Raw genomic sequence first — 23958 nt, forward strand, 5'->3', positions numbered from 1 at the left:
CGGCGGATGCCCTCACCTTAGGCCCTGTCCTCCCAGCCGCAGCGCCAGCAGCGCGATGTCGTCCTCCCGGTCGCGGCCGAAACGCCCGAGCAGCGTGTCGCACAGCGTGCCGACGCCCGGCGGGGCGTCGGCGGCGGCCGTGCGCAGGTGTTCCATGGACACGGCGAGGTCCGTTCCGCGGTTCTCGATGAGCCCGTCGGTGACCATGAGCAGCCGGTCCGCGGGCCTCAGCACCGTCTCGGTGGGCGCCGGCCGGTCCAGGCCGAGACCGAGCAACGGGCCGTTGGCGCGTACGTAGTCGGCGGTGCCGTCGTCGTGCACGAGCAGCGGCGGGATGTGCCCGGCGTTGGCGATGCGCACGTGCCCGCTCTCCGGGTCGACGAAAACCAGGCAGACGGTGGCGGTGACGTCGGGGTGCAGGTGCTGCAGCAGCCGGTCGAGCCGCCGGGCCAGGCTCAGCGGGTCCGGGTTCTCCACGCAGTAGGCGCGCAGCGCGTGCCGGATCTCCACCATGACAGTGGCCGCGTCCAGCGAATGCCCGGCGACGTCGCCCACCGCGGTGAGCACGCCGCGCGAGGTCGTCAGCGCCGCGTAGAAGTCGCCGCCGATCTCGGTCTGCCGGGAGGCCGGCACATAGCGGACGACCACCTCGACGCCCTGCATCACAGGCGGCTCCTGGGGCAGGAAACTGTGCTGCAGGGTGAGTGCCACATGCCGCTCCACCTGGTACATGAGCAGGGCTTCGGCGGCGAGGGCGGTGGCCTGGGCGAGCCGGGAGACGAGCGCGTCCCCCTCGGCGGCCGTTCCCCGCGCGGGAACGGCGACGCAGACGGCCGGCTTGCCCTCCTGGGTGCGCGCCACCACCAGGCGCGCGTCGTCGGGTTTGCCGGGACGCAGGAACCCCGCGGGCCACAGCGGGTGCGGCACCATCGTCGTACGCGCCCCGGTGTGCCCGGAGACCAGACCGCGGATCAGCCGGGCCACCGACTCGTGCGCCGCGGCGTCCGGGAGCGTGGCCCGCGCCCGGGAGCCGGACACACCCCGGTGCAGTTCGCCGTCCTCGCCGAGCACGAAGACCACCGCGGGCGACGCGGTGAGCCTCGCTGCCCCCTGGGCGGCGGCCCGGACCAGTTCCGCCATGCACCGGCCCGACTGCACGGAGACGATCGTCTCGGACAGCAGGGTGAGCCGGCGCGCCAGCGCCTCGGCCCCGGTGCGCATCCTGGCGCTGCGCACGGCGGCCCGTACGACGGCCTGGATCTCCTCGGGCTCGGCCGGCACGGACAGATAGGCGTCACCGCCGGAGTCCAGCCCCCGGCAGCGCTGGCCGGGGCCGGCGGACACGGCGGAGAAGTGCACCACCGGCAGGGCGGCGGTGGTGGGCGAGGACTTAAGCCTGCGGCACAGTTCGAAGCCGCTCATGTCCGGCAGGCCCACATCGACGAGGGCGACGTCGGGTAGGACGCCCCTGCGCTGCCGTATGCCGAGTTCGGTCAGGGCCTCGCGGCCGCTGGCCACGGGCACGACACGGTGTCCTGCCCGGCGGAGAACGGCACCCAGCGCGTCGCGGCCGTCGGCCGCGCCCTCGACCACCAGCACGGTGGGCTCGGTCTGCTTGCCGTTGCCGTCCATGTGAGCCGCTCCTCGGCGCACGGAAAAGGTGGGGCGAACCAGGAGTTCCCAGCCCGCCCCACCACGCTAGTGCGCTAGCGCGTGACCCGTGAGAAGACCGCCACCGTGCGACCCGGAACGGCGAACGTGCCCGATTCCTCGGCGTAGGAGGAGGACTTGACGATAGGATCCGCGCCCGCGGCCTGCACCGGGTGCAGCGCGTAGGCCTTGCCCGCGAGGCCCGCGACGGTCTGCTCCTGCTGCTTCGGCGTCGCGTTGAAGACGACGACCAAGTCGCCGAGCTCCATCGTGATCACCCCGGGCGTCTCGTCCTTCCCGGAGAGCGGGAAGGACAGCTTGGACTGCACCTGGTCGGCGGTGGCGAGGGAGAAGCCGGGCTCGCTCGTCCGGATCCTCAGCAGGTCGCGGTAGGCGCCGGAGGCGCCGTCGATCTGGTCGCACCCCACCTTGACCGAGGTCAGCAGGGGCTTCGCGTACGGCCACTTGGACTGGTTGTCGGCCGCCGGCGGCAGCCCGCGCCCGAAGCCGTTGCCGTCCCGGCAGTCCCAGTGGATCGCGTTGAACCAGTCGCCGCTGTCGAACGAGTTGCGGTCGAGGGACTTGGAGCGCAGCAGGTCGGAGCCGGCCTGGGACAGGGACGGGCCCTGTGAGAGGGCGGCCGTGGCCATGGCCAGGACCTGCATACGGGCCCGGTCGGACGCGGAGGTGTCCTGGGGCAGCTTGTACGTGAGTGCATCGAACAGCGACTCGTTGTCGTGCGCGTCGGCGTAGGCGAGGGCATCGCCGGGGGCGTCCGCGTAGCCGGCCGGCGAACCGTTGTAGTCGACCTCGGCGCCGGTGACCTCCTTGCCGTCGTCGCCGGTGAAGCGGTACTTGGCGAGGTTGCCGCTCAGTCCGACCTTGATGAGGTCCTGGTAGTGCAGCAGGCGGGCCTTCTGCTCCGCCGTCGTCCCGTTGGCCGTCGAGGAGTTGGGGTCGGTGTACAGCCCTGAGGCGAAGCCCTGGACACCGGGGTCGGAGTCGAAGGGGCCGCCGCCGCGCACGGCGTCACGGGCGCGGTCGGAGAAGGTCGCGATGCCGGTGCCCGCCATGTTCTTCTGGGTGGCCTGCACAAAGCGCGCGTCGTTCGCGACCTCGCCGAAGTTCCAGCCCTCGCCGTAGAGGATGATCTTCTTGCCGTCGACCCCGTCCTTGGCGGAGGTCAGCGCGTCGAGGGCCTTGCGCACGGCGAGGATGTTGGCCTTCGGATGGTGGCCCATGAGGTCGAAGCGGAATCCGTCGACCTTGTACTCCTTGGCCCAGGTGACGATCGAGTCCACGACCAGCTTGCCCATCATGGCGTTCTCGGGCGCGGTGTTCGCACAGCAGGTGCTGTTCGCCACCGAACCGTCGGCGAGCAGCCGCTGGTAGTAGCCCGGCACGATCTGGTCGAGCACGGACGTGTCGGCCTCGCCGCTCGCGGCGGTGTGGTTGTAGACGACGTCCATGACGACCCTGAGGCCGTCCTCGTTCAGCGACTTGACCATCTTGCGGAACTCGACCGTGCGCTCGGTGCCGTCGGGGTCCGTGGCGTACGAGCCCTCGGGAACCGTGAAATGGTACGGGTCGTAGCCCCAGTTGTAGGCGTCCTTAGCGGCGGTCGCGGCGACGCAGGCCTGCTGCCGATCGGAGTCGGCGGCGTAGGAGGCGAGGTCGCAGCCGGGCGCCGACTGCTCGGACTTCTTCTCGGGGACGGTCGCGATGTCGAAGGCGGGCAGCAGGTGCACATAGGAAGTGCCCGCCTCGGCCAGCTCGCGCAGATGCCGGGAGCCGTCGCTGTTCTTGTCGGTGAAGGCGAGGTAGGTGCCCTGGTCCCGGGCCGGCACGGTCTTGTCCGCGACGGAGAAGTCCCGGATGTGCAGCTCCTGGATCTGGGCGCTGCTCAACGGCACCGCCTTGGGCTTCTTCAGGCCCGACCAGCCGCTGGGGGCGAGGGACCTGTCGTTCAGGTCGACCACGAGGCTGCGCTCGGAGTCGGCGGTGAGGGCGAGGGAGTAGGGATCGGTGACCTTGTTGGTGACGATCTTCCGGACGCTCGGCGCCCACACCTTGACGACATACCGGTAGGGCTTGTTCTTCCAGGACGCCGGGCCCGTGACGGACCAGACGCCGGTGGCGGCGTCACGGTGCATGGCGACGGTGGAACCGTCGAGTTCGAGCTTCACCGACTGCGCCGTCGGCGCCCACACGGCCAGGGTGGGACGGCCCTGGTGGAACGTCGGGCCGAGATCGGCCCGCGTCGCGTCGTACACGTCGTCCAGTACGCCGGCGATCTGGACGCCCGTCGCCGCCAGCACGGCGCCGTTCGCGGCCCGCTGAGAGGCCACGATCTGCCCGCCGAGCGCCTCACGCACCCGGTCGCGGTCGCGCGGGTCGACGGACCAGGCCGTGTAGTCCTTCAGATGGGGGAACTTCGCCTTCTGCGCGTCGGTGAGCGTGGTCCTCGTCAGCCGCAGCCAGCGCTCGTCGTCGCTGGTCAGCGTGCCATCCTTCACGGCGATCGAACCGTCGTGGGAGGAGAGGAGCTGGGTGGAGGCCGCACCCTCGACGCCGTTCCAGGCGACCGTGTTCCGGTCGATCCAGATCGCCTTGGAGGTGGCCGGGTCCAGAGCCGCCGCACTGCCCGCGGGCTGCGGCAGCAGGTACTTCTCCTGCCCGTTCAGCAGCCACACCTCGTACCCGTTCGCCTTGAGGTCGAGTGACTGGTCGGACGGAAGGTCCTTCCCGTCGCCCTTGTGGACGATGTAGCTGAGGCTGGTGGCGCCGTCGGCGAGCGGCACCTCGAACACCGCGCCGTAGGAGTCGGTACGCACCGGCTTCAGGGGCGCGGCCCAGTCGGTGGGGTTCGCGGCGCCCGTCCAGACGTGCAGCCCCCAGCCGTCGTAGTCGCCGTCGGCACGGTGGTAGTGGATGACCGCCTTCGTCTTGTCCTGCGCGGGGTAGTCGGCGGCCGGCCGTTCGGTGAGCACGGCCTCCTTGCCCTGCTCGACCCAGACCTCGCCGGTCCTGGTGACGTCGATGGTGCGGTCGGCGGAGACGTCCTTGGTGCCGTTCTTGTCGATGACGAGGAACCCGACGCTCGACGCGCCCGGCTTCAGCTTGACGTAGGCGAAGGCGCCGTAGGCGTCGCGGCCGGTGAAGGGGTGGCTGTCGGGCCAGTTGGTCGCCTCGCCGTCGGCGAGGTCGCCCCAGGCGTACAGGCCCCAGTTGCCGTAGTCGCCGTCGGCGCGCTTGTAGTGGACGATCACATAGTCGCGGGAGGAGGCGGTGGGAATCTCGGGGGCGGGCGGGGTGCCGGTGGTGCTCATGGCCGTCGCGCTCGCGGTGCGGCCCGCCGAGTCGACGACGACCGCCTTGTAGCGCAGGGCGGTTCCGGCGGGGACGGTCTTGGCGATGGTCTGGGTGACCTTGTACGGCGCGTGGTCGGCCGAACCCAGGGTCTGCCAGCCGCCGTTGCCCACCTGGGCGGCGAAGACGACGCGGTTGAGCTGCCCGCCCTGGACGTCGGCGGAGAGTTCCACCGTGCCGGTGGCGCCCCCGTCCGGGGCCTTGAGGGTGATCGCGGGCTTCGAGGCGGGCGGGGCGAGCGGGTGGGCGGCCTTCAGGACGACGGCGGACCCGGCCGGGACGGTGACGGTGACCTTCTTGTCGGCGTCGCTCGTGACCGACCCGTCCGTCCCGTAGATGCCGCGGAAGGCCGTGCCGGCGGACCCGGTGGCGAAGGTGGTCGTCCTCTGCTCGCCGGCGTTGTTGAAGGCGACGATGTACTCCGTGCCGTCGCCGCCCGTGCGGGAGAAGGCGTAGATGCCGGCTCCGTCGGCCGCGTACCGCTCGGTCTGGACTCCGTCGGCGAGTGCGGGGTTGTCCTTGCGCAGCTTGGAGAGAGCGCTGATCTGCCGGTAGAGCGGCGCGCTCGTGTCATAGGCGTCGTCGGCGTGCGTACGGTCGGTGCCGATCTCGTCGTCGTCCAGGTAGTCCGCGACCTTGGAGGCGAACATCGTCTGGCGGGCGTCCTTGTCGCCGCCCGACCCGGTGAAGCCCTGCTCGTCGCCGTAGTAGACGACCGGGTTGCCGCGGCTGAGGAACATCAGCTCGTTGGCCAGCTTGTCCTTGGCGAGCAGCCGGGCGTCGGTGGCCTTGGGGTCGTCCTGCTTCAGGAAGTACCCGATACGGCCCATGTCGTGGTTGCCGAGGAAGGTGACCTGCTCGTACGCGTTGGCCTTGCCGCTCGTGTACTTGTAGTCGTCCCCGAAGACACCGGCGAGCTTCTGCGCGCTCGCGCCCTGGGAGGCGTACTCGCGGGCCGCCTCCTGGAACGGGAAGTCGAGCGTGGCGTCGAGTCGACCCTGGGTGACGTACGGCGAGGTGATCGACGGGTCGGCGGAGTAGACCTCGCCGAACATGAAGAAGTTCTTCCGTCCGTGCGCGGCGGCGTACGTGTCGAGCGCCGTCGCCCATTGGGTCCAGAACTCCATGTCCACGTGCTTCACGGTGTCGATCCGGAAGCCGTCGACGCCGAAGTCGCGCACCCAGCGCTCGTAGATCTTCTCCATGCCCCTGACGACCTCGGGACGTTCGGTCCACAGGTCGTCGAGACCGGAGAAGTCGCCGTACGTGGTGGACTCGCCTGCGTACGTGGAGTCGCCGCGGTTGTGGTACATCGTCGGGTCGTTGAGCCACGAGGGGACCTTGACGTCCTTCTTCGCGGCGGGGACGACGGGCGTGCGCGGGAAGGAGCCGGCGTCCGTGGCCGGGAAGCCCTTCGTACCGTCGGCGTAGTCGGCGTCGTCGAAGGGCCGCCCGTCCTTGGTCAGATACGGGAAAGCGCCCTTGGAGAGGTAGTCGTAGGACTTCTCCTGATAGTCGACGACGTCGGCGGTGTGGTTCGTGATGACGTCGAAGAAGACCTTCATGCCCTTGGCATGCGCCGTGGAGATGAGGGTCCGCAGGTCCTCGTTGGTGCCGAAGTGCGGGTCGACCCGGGTGAAGTCGGTGATCCAGTAGCCGTGGTAGCCGGCCGACGCGTCGGAACCGGCGCCCTGGACCGGCTGGTTCTTGAAGATCGGCGCCATCCAGATGGCGGTGGTGCCGAGCCCCTTGATGTAGTCGAGCCGCTTGGTGAGGCCCTTGAGGTCGCCGCCCTGGTAGAAGCCCTTGTCGGTGGGGTCGTAGCCGGTGGCCAGGCGGGAACCGGTCAGACCCCCGCGGTCGTTGGAGGTGTCCCCGTTGGCGAAACGGTCCGGCATGACGAAGTAGAACTGCTCGCGGGTGTCGTCGTGCCGCGCGGGCTCGGCCGCGAGCCGCGCGTCGGACGGAGGCGCGGGCGGGGTGGCCGCCCGGGCGGCGAGGGGCGGCAGGAGCGCCGCGGCGAGCGCGACGACGGTGAGGGCCGTGACCCTTCTCCGGCTCGGGAAACGGCGCCTCCGGGGCGCCGGCCATCTCGGTATCACAGGCTGAACTCCTTGCGCTTGCGGCTCGATCGGGTCCGACCCCTGCGCCGCGGCACGGCTCCGTCGCCGGGCGCCCGCGCGACCGTATCGCCACCGAAACACTTACAGCAAGAGTTGTGAAACTCACGGCAAGGACTTTCAGAGCCAATTTTCGGCGCGGCCCAATCGGCCCCGCACGCCCGGTCGTTGCGCGGCGAGCGCGACGAAGCGCCCTCTGGCGCAAGCCGGAGGGCGCGGAGCCCGGGTGGGCCTGTCAGCCGGTCAGCAGCTCGACTTGCCCGCGTAGATGGCAAGCGCGGCGTTCGGGGCGACCGACGCCTCGAACCAGCCAGTGCTGTTCACCGTCACGGTCCTGTTGCCCTGCACATCGCAGTAGGTGCCGGCGGGCAGCGAGGTCTCGAACCACCGGTCGGCCGTGGTGCTCTCGTGGTTGACCACCACATAGCCCTTGGTGCCACGACCGAACGCGATCAGGTTGTTCCCGTTGTCCCACCACTTGGTGACCGCCTGGCCACGCGTGGCGTTGCGGAAGGCGACCATCGACTTGATCTCGGGCCAAGCGTGCTGGCACTTCCAGCCGTTCTGCCAGCAGGCGTTCACCTGACCGCCGTTCGGCGGGCCGGCGTCCGCGTCGGACCACTCGTAGCCGGAGTTGACGTCGGGGGCGCCGTAAGGCCAGGCCAACATGAAAACGTTGGCCAGCGTGTAGTCGGCGCCGCTCTTGTAGTTCAGGGTCGAGCCGTTGCGCTCGGTGTCGTGGTTGTCCACGAAGACACCGGCGACCGAGCTGCTCAAGTAGCCCCAGCCCTCGCCGTAGTTGCTCAGGTAGGCGAGCTTCTCGCTGGTGAAGACGCGCTTGAGGTCGTAGGCGTAGCGGAACTCCTGGACGTCGCCGTTGCCGGTGTACTCGGTCGGCTGGACCGCCTCGCCCGCGCCGTAGATGACCTCCTGCTTCCAGTAGGCGGAGGGGTTGGTCAGCCGGGACTTGATGTTGGCCAGGTCGTCCGCCGGTATGTGCTTGGCCGCGTCGATGCGGAAGCCGTCCACGCCCAGGCCGAGCAGGTCGTTCATGTACCCGGCGATCGTCTTGCGGACGTACTCCTCACCGGTGTCCAGGTCGGCGAGGCCCACCAGCTCGCAGTGCTGAACGTTCCACCGGTCCTGATAGTTGGTGACCTGGGCGGTGCAGTCGTCGAAGTCGGCGGACGAGTACAGGCCGGGATAGTTGTACTTCGTGTACGACGAGCCTCCCGTGCCAATGCCGCTGCCGGCCGACATGTGGTTGACGACGGTGTCGACGACGACCTTCACGCCCGCCGCGTGGCAGGTGTTGACCATGTTCTGGAAGGCCGTGCGGTCACCGAGACGGCCGGCGATCCGGTAGCTCACCGGCTGGTAGGACGTCCACCACTGCGCGCCCTGGATGTGCTCGGCGGGCGGGGAGACCTGGACATAGCCGTAGCCGGCCGGGCCGAGGGTGCTGGTGCACTCCTTGGCGACCGAGGCGAAGTTCCACTCGAACAGGACCGCGGTGACGTCCTTGGTGCCCGGCGGGGAGGCCTGGGCTGTCCCCGCGGGGACGGCGAGTGCGACCGACGCGGCCGCCACCAGGGCGAGGGTGCCGGAGAGCGTTCTGCTGGCCATGTGTGGGGGTTCCTTCTCCGTCGAAGGATCTGCTGGGGAGCCCGTCGGAGACCCTGAGATCACCTGAGGGGAATTGCTGCAAGTTTTCAACTACTTGCAGTGGAGCAGACCGTACGAGGCCCGACCGCGGTGGTCAACCCCCGGGACATGTTCCTGTCACATACGCGAAATAGGGCCGGATTACGACCTGTTGGAGCTGCACGAACCCACATGGGAAGACAACGGGGCCCGCCGTCCACACAAGGACGACGGGCCCCGGAAAGCCGGACGAAAGAACTTGCGGTGCGTCAGACGGTGGTCCACCACACCGTGGTGTCGGCGGGCACCTTCGCCTCGCCGTCCGCCTCGGTCACCTCGCCGCTGGAGAGCAGCACGCGGCCGTACTCCGGCACCGCGACCGACTCACCGGTGGTGTTGGCGACACAGACGAAGTCCCCGCGCCGGAAGGCCAGCACGCCCTCGGGCGCCCGCAGCCACTGGACCGAGTCGCCCGCGCCGAGGGCGGGCTGCTCGCGCCGCACGGCGAGCGCCGAACGGTACAGCTCCAGGGTGGAGCCGGCCACGCCCTGCTGCGCCTCGACGCTCAGTTCGCCCCAGCCGGCCGGCTGGGGCAGCCAACTGCCTCCGGTGCCGAAGCCGTACGACGAACCGGTGCGGGTCCACGGGATCGGGACACGGCAGCCGTCGCGGAAGCCGTCCTGTCCCGCACCCCGGAAGTACGCCGGGTCCTGGCGCACCTCGTCGGGAAGGTCGACCACGTCCGGCAGACCGAGTTCCTCGCCCTGGTAGACATAGGCCGATCCGGGCAGCGCCAGCATGAGCAAAGTGGCGGCCCTCGCGCGCCGGAGCCCCAGCTCACGGTCGCCGGCCGTGCGGATCTGCGTGCCGAGGCCGGGCGGGTTGGCGAAGCGGGTGGCGTGCCGGGTCACGTCGTGGTTCGAGAGCACCCAGGTGGCCGGGGCGCCGACCGGGCGCATGGCCTCGAGAGTGCGGTCGATGACGCCGCGGAGGTCGGCCGCGTCCCAGGCGGTGCTCAGGTACTGGAAGTTGAAGGCCTGGTGCAGTTCGTCGGGGCGGACGTAGTGGGCGGTGCGCTCCACGGTGGGGGTCCAGGCCTCGGCGACGAAGATGCGCTCGCCCGCGTACTCGTCCAGGATCGTGCGCCACTGGCGGTAGATGTCGTGGACGCCGTCCTGGTCGAAGAACGGCATGACATCGTTGCCCAGCAGCTTGAGCTGGTCATGGCTGCCGAGGTCGGGCAGGCCCTCGGCCTTCACCAGGCCGTGGGCGACGTCGATACGGAAGCCGTCGACGCCCATGTCGAGCCAGAAGCGCAGGATGGAGCGGAACTCGTCGCCGACGGCGGGGTGGTTCCAGTTGAAGTCCGGCTGCTCGGGCGCGAAGAGGTGGAGGTACCACTCGCCGTCCGGCACCCGGGTCCACGCCGGGCCGCCGAAGATGGACTCCCAGTCGTTGGGCGGCAGTTCGCCGTCCTCACCCTTGCCGGGGCGGAAGTGGTAGCGCTCCCGGAGCGGCGAGCCGGGCCCCTCAGCGAGCGCCCGCTTGAACCACTCGTGCTGGTCGGAGGAGTGGTTCGGGACCAGGTCGACGATGATGCGCAGCCCCAGACCGTGGGCGTCGCGGATCAGCGCGTCGGCGTCCAGGAGGCTGCCGAACATGGGGTCGACGGCACGGTAGTCGGCGACGTCGTAGCCGGCGTCGGCCTGCGGCGAGGCATAGAAGGGACTGAGCCACACGGCGTCCACGCCGAGGTCGCGCAGATACGGGAGTCGGGAACGTACGCCCTCCAGGTCTCCCATGCCGTCGCCGTTGCTGTCGGCGAAGCTGCGCGGATAGACCTGGTAGATCACCGCGTCGCGCCACCAGTCGCGATGGGTGGTGGCGACGGTGGCGAGGGCGGTGTTCGGGGCCTGGTCGGCGGGGTGCTGGCTCATGGCGTCCTTGATGCGGTGGGGGTCCTTCCGCCCGGGCGGAGCCGGGCGGAAGGAGGAGTAGGTCTTTGTGGAGGGGCGAGGGTGATGCGGCGGCCGCGGTGACAGCGGGGTCGGATGGGCACCGCGGCCGCCACCCGCGCGGGTCAGGCGCGCGGGAGCCCGGGGGGCGGGTCAGCCCTTGGTGCCGCCCGCGGTGAGGCCGGTCACCAGGTTCTTCTGCACGAGGTAGAAGAAGATGGAGACGGGTATCGCGATCAGCACCGCGGTGGCCGCCATCAGATTCCGCTGGGCGTCGTGTTCGCTGATGAAGCTCTGCAGGCCGACGGCGAAGGTGTACTTGTCGTCGCTCAGCATGAACGTCGAGGCGAAGGCGACCTCGCCGAACGCGGTGAGGAAGGCGTAGAAGGCGGCGACCGCGAGACCGGGCCTGGCGAGCGGCAGGATCAGCCGGACGAAGGTTCCGAAGGGCGTGAGTCCGTCGACCCGGCCGGCCTCGTCGATCTCGAAGGGGATCGTGTCGAAGTAGCCCTTCAGCAGCCACGCGCAGTACGGCACGATCGTCGTGCTGTTGATCAGGATGAGCCCGAGGTAGGTGTCGATGAGTCCCAGGTCCGACATGATCTGGTACATCGGCACGATCAGGACGGCGATCGGGAACATCTGGGTGAGCAGCAGCACCCACATGAACTTCTTGTAGCCGGGGAAGCGCATCCGGGACACCGCGTAGCCGGTGGTGGCGGCGATCATCACGCCGATGACCGTGGTGCCGGACACGACGATGAGCGTGCTCTTCAGCCAGTCGAAGAAGCTCGTGTGCTGCAGGACGAACGAGTAGTTGTCCAGCGTCATCGTGTGCCAGATGTGCCCGGGGTGCAGGTAGTCGTCCTTGTCCGGGCCCAGCGACAGGAAGATCAGCCAGCCGACCGGGAAGAAGGCGATCAGGCTCGCCACGATCAGCGTGGCGTGGGTGCCGAGCGTCGCGACGGGACCGCGCTGGCCACGTCTGCGCGCTCTGCGCCGCGGGGCGTCCGCGCCGGACTGCTTGGTCACCGCGGCGGAGGTCTCGACGGTGGTCGTGCTCATGGGGACTCCTGCCTCAGATCGCGAGCTGCTGGTCATTGCGGTTCAGCCAGCGGCGGTAGAAGGAGGTGAAGACGATCAGGATGGCCAGCAGCAGGATGCCGTAGGCCGCGGACTGCGCGAAGTCACGCGGCTGCTGACCGAAGCCCAACTGGTACGCCCAGGTGACAAGGATCTGGGCGTCCGGCGCGGTGTTGCCGAACAGCAGGAAGATGATGGCGAACTGGTTGAACGTCCAGATGATGCCGAGGAGCACGACGGTGGAGCTGACGGCTCGCAGGCCCGGCAGGGTGACGTACCGGAAGCGCTGCCAGGCGCTCGCGCCGTCCATCTCTGCTGCCTCGTACAGCGAGGTGTCGATGGCCTGCAGACCGCCGAGCAGCGAGAGCATCATGAACGGCACACCGCACCAGGTGTTCACCAGGATCGCGGCGGCCCGCTGCCAGAAGGTGTCCTCCAGCCACAGGGGTGTCGGCAGATGGAGGGCGTGGAGGGCGGCGTTGATGATGCCGCCGTCGGCGAGCATGAACCGCCAGCCGAAGACGGTGACGAAGGTGGGCACGGCCCAGGGCAGGACCAGGATGAGGCGGTAGAACGTCAGGCCGCGGAACTTCTGGTTGAGCAGCAGAGCGAGGCCGAGGCCGATGCTGTAGTGCAGGACGACACAGGAGACGGTCCACACGATCGTCCATACGAAGTGCGACCAGAAGCGGTCGTACGACGTCGGCCCGAACAGGATGTCCTTGTAGTTGTCGAGCCCGATGAACTTGTAGGTGGCGTCGATGTGGTTGACGCCGATCGTGCGGGCGGTGTTGAGGCTGTTGGCGTCGGTGAGCGTGAGATAGAGGCCGTACACCAGGGGATACAGCACCAGCACCCCGAGGACGACGGCCACCGGGGTGATCATGGCGTACGCGTACCAGTACTTCTGGTACCCGTTCTTCAGGCGCCGGCCCAGGCCGGGCCGCGGGGCGCGGTCACCGCGGCGCTTGCCGGTGGCGCGGTCGATGACGACTGTCATGGTTCGACAACCTTCTCGAAGGTCTGCGGGTCAAGGGAGGGGCCTGGGCACAGGCCGGCGGCCGCCGGATCCTTCCCCCTTCTGCGAGGAGGATCCGGCGGCCACACGGGCTTACTTGCTGAAGTCCGGAACCAGCTTGGCGATCGCGAGCTCGGCGTTGCTCAGGCCCTTGTCCAGGGGCTCCTTGCCACCGGCGATCTTGGGCAGCTCGGTGTCGAGCGGGCCCCACAGCGAGCTGTACTCGGGCAGCGCCGGGCGCGGCTGCGCGGCGGCGAGCACGCCCTGGTAGCCGGCGATGCCGGGGTCGGCCTTGACCTGCGCGCTGTAGGCGTCGTCACGCGTGGGCAGCGTGGAGTTCTTCAGGGCGATGGTCTCCTGGGACTTGGCCGAGGTCATGAAGTTGACGAACTTCAGGGCCGCCTCCTGGTGGGCCTTGTCCGAGCCGGCGTACACGGAGAGGTTGTGGCCGCCGGTCGGGGCGCCCGCCTTGCCGGCCGAGCCGGCCGGGACGGTGGCGATGCCGAGGTTGGACTTGTCCGTGAAGGCCGAGCCCTTGTAGAAGTTCGTGATCTCCCAGGGGCCCTGGATGATCGCGGCGACCTTGCCGTTGACGAACGCGTCCTGGATGTGGGCGTAGGCGTCGGCGGTGGTGTCGGCCTTGTGCAGGCCCTTGCCGGAGAACAGGCTCAGCCAGGTGCCGTAGGCCTTCTTCGCGGCATCCGAGTTGACGGTGATCTTCTTGGCGGAGGCGTCGACCGTGTCGGTGCCCTCGCCGTAGAGGAAGGACTGCGCGTAGTAGGCCTGGGTGGAGCCCCAGTAGCCGTCGACGCCGGCCTTGTCCTTGACCTTGGCGGCGTCGGACTTCAGCTCGTCCCAGGTCTTGGGGGCCTCGGTGATGCCGGCCTTCTGGAAGAGGGCCTTGTTGTAGACGAGCGCCAGGGTGTCGGTGACGATGGGCACACCGTAGGTCTTGCCCTCGTACTGGGCCTGCTGGATCAGGCTGGCCTGGAACTTGTCCTTGTCCGCGAGGGCCTCGGTGCCGTCCAGCGGCAGGAAGTAGCCCTTCTTCGCGAAGGCGGGGGTCCAGCCGACCTCGGAGCGCAGCACGTCGGGGGCGCCCTTGGAGCCGGCGGCGGTGTCGAACTTGTTCTGCGCCTGGTCGAAGGGGACGTCGACGTACTTGACCTTGATCTTCGGATTGGCCTTCTCGAAGTCCGCGACCAGTGCCTTGTACGTCGGCGCCTCATTGGTGGCGTTGGAGGTGTCCCACCACGTGATGGTCACCGGGCCGTCCGACTTGTCGCTGCCGCTGTCGCTCCCGCCGCACGCCGTCGCCGCGAGGGCGAGGGACGCCACCAGCGCGCTGGCCGCTATGCCACGCCGCATGAGTTCTCCTTGAGGGTGAAAGCCCGTGTGCTACAGGTGGCGGTCCCGTCCGCCGCCCCTGTCGACTTGCCGACTGCGCCGTTGCGGCCGCCGGGCGACGTGAACGTAACAGCGATGTAAGCCCTGCGAAAGACCTTGCTGCAAAAAAGTGAAAGGGCCGACGATGGTTACCGGGCCGTGATCTGGTCGTGAGGGCCTGGTGTCTTGCCTTGTGCCTGATCGGCGGGGAGCCGGTCACTTGTGCAAGACTCTGCAAGCTCTTGCCATACGTCACCGCCACGGGGGACGATCCCGTTGCGGACCGGACGCCGAGACGAACACGAGGGAGCGCGATGACGCAGCAGCCCGCAGCGGGCCGTTCTACCGCCCGGAGCCGGCGTCCCTTTGGTGGGCAACCGGACATACGGCCGGTACAGTCCCATCCCGTGACCACACGCCTTGCCGACATCGCGGCCCAGGCGGGCGTCAGCGAGGCGACGGTCAGCCGTGTCCTGAACGGCAAGCCGGGCGTCGCCGCGACCACCCGCCAATCCGTCCTCGCCGCCCTGGACGTACTCGGCTACGAGCGCCCCGTGCGGCTGCGGCAGCGCAGCGAGGGCCTGGTGGGCCTGATCACTCCGGAGCTGGAGAACCCGATATTCCCGGCCCTGGCGCAGGTCATCGGCCAGGCGCTGACCCGGCAGGGGTACACGCCGGTGCTGGCGACCCAGACACCGGGCGGCTCCACGGAGGACGAGCTGACCGAGATGCTCGTGGACCGCGGTGTCGCGGGCATCATCTATGTCTCGGGGCTGCACGCCGACACCACCGCCGATGTCCAGCGCTATGAGCGGCTGCGCGCCCAGGGCGTGCCCTATGTGCTCGTGGACGGCTTCTCGCCCAAGGTCGAGGCGCCGTTCATCTCCCCCGACGACCGCGCCGCGATGTCCCTCGCGGTCACGCACCTGGTGTCGCTGGGGCACACGCGGATCGGGCTGGCCCTCGGGCCCAAGCGGTTCGTGCCGGTGCAGCGGAAGATAGAGGGTTTCGTCCGCACCGTGCAGGAGCAGCTCGGGCTGTCCACCGACGACATCGAGTCACGGCTGATCCAGCACTCGCTGTACACACTGGAGGGCGGGCAGGCGGCGGCGTCCGCGCTCATCGACCGGGAGTGCACGGCGGTGGTGTGCGCGAGCGACATGATGGCGCTCGGCGCGATACGCGCGGCACGCCAGCGGGGGCTGGAAGTGCCCACGGACATCTCGGTGGTGGGTTTCGACGACTCCCCGCTGATCGCCTTCACGGACCCGCCGCTGACGACGATCCGCAAGCCGGTCCCGGCCATGGGTCAGGCGGCCGTGCGGACGTTGCTGGAGGAGATCGGTGGGACGCCCGCGCCGCACAGTGAATTCGTGTTCATGCCGGAGCTGGTGGTGCGAGGGTCGACGGCTTCTGCTCCTGGTGACCGAAGTCGTCCCTAGGCAGTAGTCCCCCGGGCCCTTGGGGTCCGCGAGGTGGAGAACATGCGGCCGGAACCCTTCCAGGGGATGATCGGTGGGGGAACGCTTATCTGGCAGACTCTGTGCCTATGGGTGACGAGACCGTGACTGCGGTGGACGGCCGGAGGCAGACCGCCGGCACTGTCACGGAGGAGACCGAGGACCGCGCGAGGCAGGGCCTGCTGCGACGGATCCGTACTCCCCGGCGCCCTCGATTCTGGTTCGAAATCCTCCTCATCGCGGTGAGTTACTGGACGTACTCGCTGATCCGCAACGCCGTGCCGGAGCAGAAGGCCGCGGCGCTGAACAACGCCGACTGGCTGTGGCGAGTCGAGCAGCACATGGGAATCGCCGTGGAGGACTCGGTCAACCACGCCGCCAATTCCGCGACGTGGCTGATCGTGGGGATGAACTACTACTACGCCACACTGCACTTCGTGGTGACGCTGGGTGTCCTCGTATGGCTGTACCGCAGCCATCCGGGCCGGTACGCGGCGACGCGGCTCGCTCTGTTCGCCACCACGGCCGTGGCGTTGCTCGGCTACTACTTCTTCCCGCTCGCCCCACCGCGGCTGATGGACGGCGGGGACTTCGTGGACACGGTGATGGTCCACCACACCTGGGGCTCGATGGCGTCGGGCGACCTGAAACACATGTCGAACCAGTACGCGGCGATGCCGTCGATGCACATCGGCTGGTCGCTGTGGTGCGGTCTGACCGTCTTCGCGCTGGCGACGGTGCCCTGGGTGCGGGTCCTGGGGCTGCTGTATCCGGCGGGGACCCTCCTGGTGATCGTTGCCACGGCGAACCATTTCTGGCTGGACGCCGTGGGCGGAACGGTCTGTCTGACGGTCGGTTTCGCGGTGGCGTCGCTGTGGTACGGAGCCATGCCCTACGCACTGCCGCGCACCTGGCACCGGAGCCTGACACCCGTCACCGTCGGTGGCGGCGGCTACGTTCCGTAGAACAGCTCCTCCACGACGGTCCTGGCCCTGCGGGTCGTGCGCCGGTAGTCGTCGAGCATGTCGCCCACGTGCCCCGGCCCGTACCCGAGATAGCGGCCCACCGCGGCGAGCTCCCGGCTCTGGGACGGGAAGGTGTCGCCCGCCCGGCCCCGCACCAGCATCACGGCGTTGCGCACCCGCGAGGCGAGGACCCAGGCCTCGTCCAGTATCGCCACCTCCACGTCGGGGATCAGTCCCGCGGCGTGGGCCGCGGCGAGCGCGGCGCGGGTGCGGGTGGTGCGCAGGCCCGGTTCCTCCCGGCCGTGCCGTAGCTGCAGCAGCTGGACCGTCCATTCCACGTCCGACAGACCGCCCCGGCCCAGCTTGGTGTGGAGCGTCTTGTCGGCGCCCCTCGGCAGCCGCTCCGACTCCATGCGGGCCTTCAGGCGCCTGATCTCCCGTACGGCCTCGTCGTCGAGTCCCCCCGCCGGGTACCGCAGCGGGTCGACCAGCTCGATGAATCGACGACCGAGGTCCTCGTCCCCAGCGACGGGCTCGGCCCGCAGCAGCGCGTGCGACTCCCAGGTGAGCGACCAGCGCCTGTAGTACGCCTCGTACGACGTAAGGGTGCGCACGAGCGGTCCGGACTTGCCCTCGGGCCGCAGATCGGCGTCGACCAGCAGCGGCGGGTCGGTGCTGGGCAGCTGGAGCAGCCGCCGCATCTCGGCGACCACCTTGTTCGCCGCCTCCCCCGCCTCCCGCTCGTCCACGCCATCCCGTGGCTCGTGCACGAACAGAACGTCCGCGTCGGATCCGTAGCCCAGCTCGTGTCCGCCGAAGCGGCCCATGCCGATGACGGCGAACCGGGTGGGCAGGGTGTCTCCCCAGCCCCCGCGGACCACCGCGCGGAGCGTGCCCGCGAGGGTGGCCGCCGTCAGGTCCGAGACCGCGCCGCCGACCATGTCGATCAGCGCGCCCTGGTCGGACGGGGCCGGGACCTCCTCGCTGCCGTACGAGCCGACGATGTCCGCGGCGGCCGTACGGAACAGCTCGCGCCGTCGCACTCCGCGCGCGAAGGCGACCGCCTGCTCGGCGTTCTCCGCGCGGCTCACCGCGGCGAGGATCTCCTGTTCCAGCTGGGCGCGCGGGCGGGGCTCGAGCCCGCCACCCTCACCGTCGCCCAGGAGGGCCACCGCCTCGGGGGCGCGCATCAGCAGGTCGGGGGCGAGCCGGCCGGCGGACAGGACCCGGGCGAGGTTCTCGGCGGCCGCGCCCTCGTCCCGCAGCAGCCGCAGGTACCACGGCGTCTTGCCGAGCGCGTCCGACACCTTGCGGAAATTGAGCAGACCGGCGTCCGGGTCGGCGGAGTCGGCGAACCAGCCGAGCAGCACGGGCAGCAGGGTGCGCTGGATGGCGGACTTGCGGGTGACCCCGGACGCCAGCGCCTCCAGGTGGCGCAGCGCGGCCGCCGGGTCCGCGTAGCCGAGCGCCACGAGCCGTTCCCGGGCCGCGTCGGGGCTCAGCCGGGCCTCGCCGGGGGCCAGTTGGGCGACGGCGTCGAGCAGCGGCCGGTAGAAGAGCTTCTCGTGCAGCCGGCGTACGACGCTGGTGTGTCGCTTCCACTCGCGCCGCAGTGCGTCGACGGGGTCGGTGCGCAGGCCGAGGGAGCGGCCGAGGCGCCGCAGATCTGCCACGTCCTCGGGGACGAGATGGGTGCGGCGCAGCCGGTACAGCTGGATGCGGTGCTCGAGAGAACGCAGGAAGCGGTATGCCTCGTCAAGTTGCACGGCGTCGGCGCGCCCGACGTAGCCGCCGGCCGCGAGTGCCTTCAGCGCGTCCAGGGTGCTTCCGCTGCGCAGCGAGGTGTCGGACCGGCCGTGCACCAACTGCAGCAGCTGGACGGCGAACTCGACGTCCCTGAGGCCCCCCGGGCCGAGCTTGAGTTCGCGCTCGACCTCCCTGACGGGGATGTTGGCGACCACCCGGCGGCGCATCTTCTGCACATCGGCGACGAAGTTCTCGCGCTCGGCGGCCTGCCACACGAGCGGGGCGAGGGTGGCGACGTACTCCTCGCCCAGTCCGGTGTCGCCGGCCACGGGGCGCGCCTTGAGCAGGGCCTGGAACTCCCAGGTCTTGGCCCAGCGCTGGTAGTACGCGAGGTGGCTGCTGAGGGTGCGCACGAGCGGGCCGTTCCTGCCCTCGGGCCGCAGATTGGCGTCGACGGGCCAGATGCTGCCCTCCACGGTCGTCTCGGAGCAGATCCGCATCATGTGCGAGGCGAGCCGGGTCGCAGCCTGCAGCGCCTTGCGCTCGTCGGCGCCGTTGCCGGGCTCGCCGACGAAGATGACGTCCACGTCGGAGACGTAGTTCAGCTCGTGGCCGCCGCACTTGCCCATGGCGATCACCGCGAGCCGGCAGCTCGCCGCGTCGTCGGGAGCCTCCGCCCGGGCCATGGTGAGGGCGGCGCGCAGGGTGGCGATGGCGAGGTCCGCCAGTTCGGCGGCGGTCTGGGCCACGTCCGTGGTGCCGCACACGTCGCGTGCCGCGATCGACAGCAGACAGCGGCGGTAGGCGACGCGCAGCAGGACCGGGTCGGCGACCCCGGCGAGCTGACGTTCGAACTCCGCCACACCGGGGTGGAGGTCCTGCGGCTCGTAGGTGACCAGCACGTGCCAGTCGCCGGGATGGCGGGCGAGGTGGTCGGCGAGCGCGGCGGAGGCGCCGAGGACACCGAGCAGCCGGTCGCGCAGGGGCTTGGCCGAGATCAGGGTGTCGAGCAGTTCGCGCCGGGCGGTGGGGGCGGGCTGCGCCTCCAGCAGCCGGACGAGACCGTGCAGCGCCAGATCGGGGTCGGCGGTCGCGCCGAGCGCCTCCAGCAGGACGGGATCGGACCTTATGGGCGCCAGCTCGACGCTCTCCAGGAGCCGCTCGGCGGCGGATGGATCGGTGAAGCCGTGCCTCAGCAGCCGGGTGAAGGTACTGCTCCTGCGCCCCTGCGGCACGGTCATCCCTCGGCCTCCCGCCCTGGATCAAGGTCCTGAGACTTTGAGCGTAACCGCAGTACGGGCAGGGGGCGCCGTGCGGTGTCGGACGATACGGGACTGGTGCCGCGCCCCGGCCGCGGCGGCGCCTCCGGGGTGGCGGAGAGCGGAACCGTACATGCGTCCGACCCGGACGGGGCCGACGGAGCCGTAGGCGCGGGCGGAGGGCCCGACCGGTGCGCCCCAGCCCGGCGGGTGAAGAGCAATTCACCCGCTCTTCACCCGCCGGGGCGGGCACCGTGGACCACGGGCATTTTGGCGTGTGCATGCTCTATGCGCACCGCCACCCCGTACCCTCCCCCCACCGGAGGTCCAAGTGTCCGGCAGTTCCCTGCACCGCCGCGGCCGTGCCGTCGTGGCGTCCGCGGCGGCGTTCACCGCGGCGGCGATCGGGTTGTGGACCGGGCTCGGCGGCGAGTCCCCCGCGCACGCCGCGGGCGCCGTCCCCAGCCCGGACCACGTGGTCGTCGTGGTCTTCGAGAACCACGCGTACAGCCAGGTGATCGGCTCGTCCAGCGCCCCGTACATCAACTCGCTCAAGAGCGGCGGCGCCAACCTCACCCAGTCGTACGCCATCACCCACCCCAGCCAGCCCAACTACTTCGCGCTGTTCTCCGGTTCCACCCAGGGCATCACGGACGACAGCTGCTACACGCCCGGCTTCTCCTCCGCCCGGAACCTGGCCTCGGAGCTCATCGCCGCGGGCCGGACCTGGGGGAGCTACAACGAGACGCTGCCCAGCCAGGGCTCGACCACGTGCAGCAGCGGCAACTACGCGCGCAAGCACAACCCCTGGTTCGGTTTCAGCAACGTGCCCACGTCGAGCGCGAAGACCTTCGCGCAGTTCCCCACCGACTACTCCACGCTGCCGCAGCTGTCCTTCGTGGTCCCCAACCTGTGCAGCGACATGCACGACTGCTCGGTGTCGACCGGTGACACCTGGCTGAAGAACAACCTGGGCGCGTACGCCACGTGGGCCAAGACCCACAACAGCCTGCTCGTCGTCACTTTCGACGAGGACAACCGGCTCAGCGGCAACCGCATCCCGACCGTCCTGTACGGCCAGCAGGTGGCGGCGGGATCCAGCAGCTCCACCACGTACAACCACTACGACCTGCTGCGCACCCTGGAGGACACGCAGGGCCTGACGACGCACGCGGGCAACGCGGCCTCCGCCAAGGACATCACCGGCATCTGGACGTCCTGAGATGTACGTCGCGGACAGCCGCGCCGGAAACCCGGCGCCGGTGTCCGCGGACGGCGCCGTCCGGTCCTCCACCGGGCGGCGCCTGTCCGCGGTCGCACCGACGGTGCTCGCGCTCGGCACGGTCAGCCTGATCACCGACGTCTCGTCCGAGATGGTCACGGCGGTACTCCCGCTGTACCTGGTGACGGGCCTCGGCCTCTCCCCGCTGGGCTTCGGGCTCCTGGACGGGATCTACAACGGCTTCTCCGCGCTCGTACGGCTGGCCGGAGGCCATCTCGCCGACCGGGGCAACGGCCGGCACAAGTGGGTGGCGGGGTTCGGCTACGGCATCTCGGCGCTGTGCAAACCGCTCCTGCTGCTGGCGCACTCCCTGACCCCCATCGGCCTGGTCCTGGCCACCGACCGCACCGGCAAGGGCCTGCGCACGGCGCCCCGGGACGCGCTGATCTCCCTGTCCAGCACGCCGGAGACCCGTGGTCGCGCCTTCGGAGTGCACCGCGCGATGGACACGGCCGGCGCGCTGCTCGGCCCGCTCGCCGCCTTCCTGATCCTGCGGGCCACGGTGGACGGGTACGACGCGGTGTTCACGGTGAGCTTCTGCGTGGCCGTCGTGGGCGTGCTGGTGCTGGTGCTGTTCGTACCGGGCGGCGGCCGCGGCACGGAACCCGGCGACGCAATCCGGCCGACCCTTCGCGCCGCCCTGGCCCTCCTGCGCCGCCGCGATCTGCGCCGGATCACGGTCTGCGCGCTGGTGCTGGGGCTCGCGACGGTCAGCGACTCCTTCGTCTACCTGCTGCTGCAACGGCGCCTCGGCGTGCCCGACCGCTGGTTCGCTCTGCTGCCGCTGGGCACGGCGGCGACTTTCCTGCTGCTGGCGGTGCCGCTGGGACGACTCGCCGACCGGGTGGGCCGCTGGCGGATCTTCCTCGCGGGCCACGGCGCGCTGCTTCTGGCGTACGCCCTGCTGCTCACCTCCTGGCACTCGACCGCGCTGCCGTATCTCGTGCTCGCCCTGCACGGAGGCTTCTACGCGGCAACCGACGGTGTGCTGGTGGCGGCGGCGTCCGACAGCGTCCCCGAAGCCCTTCGCTCGTCCGGTCTCGCTCTTGTGCAGACGGGCCAGGCACTGGCCCGCTTCTCCTGCTCGCTGGCGTTCGGAGCGGCCTGGACCCTGTGGGGCGACCGTACGGCGCTCATGGCGTCGACGGCGGCGCTGGCCGTCTGCGCGGCGTTCGCTCTGTCCCTGCGCCCCCACGGCAGGGCTCCTGTACGCACGGAAGGCACGGTATGACGGCACGCACCCGCATCCTGGTCCTGCTCACGGCTCTGGTGCTGCTGGCGGGGGTCGCCACGGCCTCGGTGCTGCACGCCTCGGCGCGTGCCGAGCGCAGAAACCAGCCCCAGGCGGGCGGCCCCCGGGTCGCCTCCGGCGCGGTCACGCTGACTGAGCCCGGCCGCCTGGTGTTCCGCAACTTGGCGTGGGGCCCGCACCGCGACGAGCTCGCGTCGGTCCCGGCCACCGACCCGGCCGGCCCGCGCACGGCGTCGGGCGTCAAGTGCCTGCGCTTCTACGCCGCTTCGGGCACCGGAGTGTGCCTCCAGGCCGTCCACGGCGCGGTCTCGGACACCTACCGCGCGCTGATCCTCGACGCGGCCCTGCGCGAACGGGCGCGCTACGACGTCCCCGGCATCCCCTCCCGCGCCCGGGTCTCCCCCAGCGGCCATTACGCGGCCTGGACCGCCTTCGTGGGCGGGGACTCGTACGCCGGTACGAACTTCTCGACCCGCACGGCGATCGTGAACACCCGGACCGGAGCGCTGACCCCCTCCCTGGAGGCGTACCGCGTCCTCAAGGACGGCAGGACCTACCAGGCGGCGGACGTGAACTTCTGGGGGGTGACCTTCGCGGCCGACGACCGCACGTTCTACGCGACGCTGGCGACGAAGGGCACGACCTACCTGGTCCGCGGCGACCTGCGGGCCCGCACGGTCACCACGCTCCACAGCAACGTGGAGTGCCCCTCCCTGTCCCCCGACGGCACCCGCATCGCCTTCAAGAAACGGGTGAAGGGCCTCCCCAAGGACGCGCCCTGGCACCTGTACGTCCTCGACCTGCGCACGCTGCGCGAGACCCCGCTCGCGGAACCGCGCAGCGTGGACGACCAGGCGGTCTGGCGGGACACGCACACGATCGTGTACGCCCTGCCCGGCGACTACGGGGCGGACCTCTACGAGCTACCGGCCGACGGCACGGGCAAGCCGCGGCGCATGGACAGCGCGGCGGTGTCGCCCGCGTATGTCTCCTGACGGATACTCAGACCCCGCCTTTGCGACATGGGCACCGAGCCGGAGACGCCAGGCCGATCAGGGTGAGCTGGTTCCATCCCCCGCACGCCCACATTTGCGCCGGCGGAGCGAGGGTGAGGGCGGCGCCGAGTTGGCGAATTCTTCCTCGCACCGCGATGGTCCACCTGGATTCCCGGGAGTCCGTCACCGTCGGACGGCATTTCGTGGAGTCCGTGTGTGCAAGCGCTGAAACCCGCCCTGACCTGTACTTACAGCACCCCCGGCAGGTTCTTGCGCAGCTCGAAGGCCGTGACCTCGCTGCGGTACTCGTGCCACTACGCCAGCCCCGCCATCCGGATCTGCGGCGTCACACGATCCACCCTGATGCCAAGATGATCTACACCAAGACGCTTCCAACCATGGCGGTGGGGACCCTTGGGATCGGCGCTTTAGCGGGGCTGACCTTCAAGCGCCGCCGCGCTCGGATCCTTGGGCCCTGGAAGACGCCTGCGGATCGCGGCTGACCTGGCAAGGCACTGACCTGGGTCGGAACGCGATCGGCCCCGCTGTTCCCCGTGAGTCCCCGCTGCGTCCCGCCGGATCGGGCACGCAACGGGCACGCAGGACGCAGCCGACCTTCTGCTTTTCACGCGGGTTGATCGTGCGGCGAGGATCATGATCCGTTCCGGCAACGACAAACGTTGACACCCCGTGACATACCGCTGCGTACGCCGACGTTCGTTGTCGTTGCCGTCAGACTGCCGTCAGGGGGGTCGGCCAGGGGTGGTGTGGGGC

Annotated in this window: 13 protein-coding genes; 5 read left to right on the top strand and 8 right to left on the bottom strand. The window is 70.0% G+C overall.

The features are described 5' to 3' along the window. Window positions 1-12 precede the first annotated feature (12 nt). The 7 genes from ACWDA7_RS00400 to ACWDA7_RS00430 form a co-directional block, all read right to left on the bottom strand. A complete protein-coding gene (locus ACWDA7_RS00400) occupies window positions 13-1632 on the bottom strand; it encodes a SpoIIE family protein phosphatase (RefSeq protein ID WP_450601986.1) in 1620 nt (539 codons plus the stop codon). Window positions 1633-1706: 74 nt separating this feature from the next. Then, window positions 1707-7121 carry a pullulanase-type alpha-1,6-glucosidase gene (pulA, locus tag ACWDA7_RS00405; RefSeq protein ID WP_450601988.1) on the bottom strand — a complete coding sequence of 1805 codons (5415 nt, stop codon included), beginning with the start codon at window positions 7119-7121 and terminating at the stop codon, window positions 1707-1709. A 261-nt stretch (window positions 7122-7382) separates the two neighbouring features. Continuing rightward, window positions 7383-8765: an alpha-amylase gene (locus tag ACWDA7_RS00410; protein ID WP_450601989.1), complete on the bottom strand. Its 1383-nt coding sequence runs from the start codon at window positions 8763-8765 to the stop codon at window positions 7383-7385. A 287-nt stretch (window positions 8766-9052) separates the two neighbouring features. Beyond that, entirely contained in the window at window positions 9053-10720 is a 1668-nt protein-coding gene (locus tag ACWDA7_RS00415) for a glycoside hydrolase family 13 protein (RefSeq protein WP_450601991.1), read from the bottom strand. A 171-nt stretch (window positions 10721-10891) separates the two neighbouring features. Beyond that, entirely contained in the window at window positions 10892-11803 is a 912-nt protein-coding gene (locus tag ACWDA7_RS00420; RefSeq protein ID WP_450601992.1) for a sugar ABC transporter permease, read from the bottom strand. A gap of 13 nt (window positions 11804-11816) precedes the next feature. Beyond that, a complete protein-coding gene (locus ACWDA7_RS00425; protein WP_450601993.1) occupies window positions 11817-12821 on the bottom strand; it encodes a carbohydrate ABC transporter permease in 1005 nt (334 codons plus the stop codon). Window positions 12822-12932: 111 nt separating this feature from the next. Further along, a complete protein-coding gene (locus ACWDA7_RS00430; RefSeq protein WP_360988986.1) occupies window positions 12933-14207 on the bottom strand; it encodes an extracellular solute-binding protein in 1275 nt (424 codons plus the stop codon). 425 nt (window positions 14208-14632) lie between these two features. On the opposite strand from ACWDA7_RS00430, the gene ACWDA7_RS00435 reads away from it, so the two are divergent. Both ACWDA7_RS00435 and ACWDA7_RS00440 read left to right on the top strand, forming a co-directional pair. Further along, window positions 14633-15667: a LacI family DNA-binding transcriptional regulator gene (locus ACWDA7_RS00435; RefSeq protein WP_359406470.1), complete on the top strand. Its 1035-nt coding sequence runs from the start codon at window positions 14633-14635 to the stop codon at window positions 15665-15667. 107 nt (window positions 15668-15774) lie between these two features. Beyond that, the gene (locus ACWDA7_RS00440) at window positions 15775-16650 is read left to right on the top strand and encodes a phosphatase PAP2 family protein (RefSeq protein ID WP_450601994.1); all 876 of its coding nucleotides are present in this window, start codon (window positions 15775-15777) and stop codon (window positions 16648-16650) included. On the opposite strand, the gene ACWDA7_RS00445 is transcribed toward ACWDA7_RS00440, so the two are convergent. Then, window positions 16638-19637: a bifunctional [glutamine synthetase] adenylyltransferase/[glutamine synthetase]-adenylyl-L-tyrosine phosphorylase gene (locus tag ACWDA7_RS00445; protein WP_450601995.1), complete on the bottom strand. Its 3000-nt coding sequence runs from the start codon at window positions 19635-19637 to the stop codon at window positions 16638-16640. The genes ACWDA7_RS00440 and ACWDA7_RS00445 overlap by 13 nt on opposite strands. Window positions 19638-19986: 349 nt before the next feature. On the opposite strand from ACWDA7_RS00445, the gene ACWDA7_RS00450 reads away from it, so the two are divergent. From ACWDA7_RS00450 to ACWDA7_RS00460, 3 genes are read left to right on the top strand one after another with little or no spacing between them, the layout of a single operon-like run. Then, on the top strand, window positions 19987-20877 hold the full coding sequence (locus ACWDA7_RS00450) for an alkaline phosphatase family protein (protein ID WP_450601996.1): 891 nt from the start codon (window positions 19987-19989) through the stop codon (window positions 20875-20877). A gap of 1 nt (window position 20878) precedes the next feature. Continuing rightward, entirely contained in the window at window positions 20879-22168 is a 1290-nt protein-coding gene (locus tag ACWDA7_RS00455) for an MFS transporter (RefSeq protein ID WP_450601997.1), read from the top strand. After that, window positions 22165-23184, top strand: coding sequence for a TolB family protein (locus ACWDA7_RS00460; protein WP_450601998.1), 1020 nt, complete (start codon window positions 22165-22167; stop codon window positions 23182-23184). The genes ACWDA7_RS00455 and ACWDA7_RS00460 overlap by 4 nt, the downstream gene beginning before the upstream one ends. The last annotated feature ends 774 nt before the right edge of the window (window positions 23185-23958 follow it).

This window comes from Streptomyces sp. NPDC001156, from assembly GCF_053598275.1.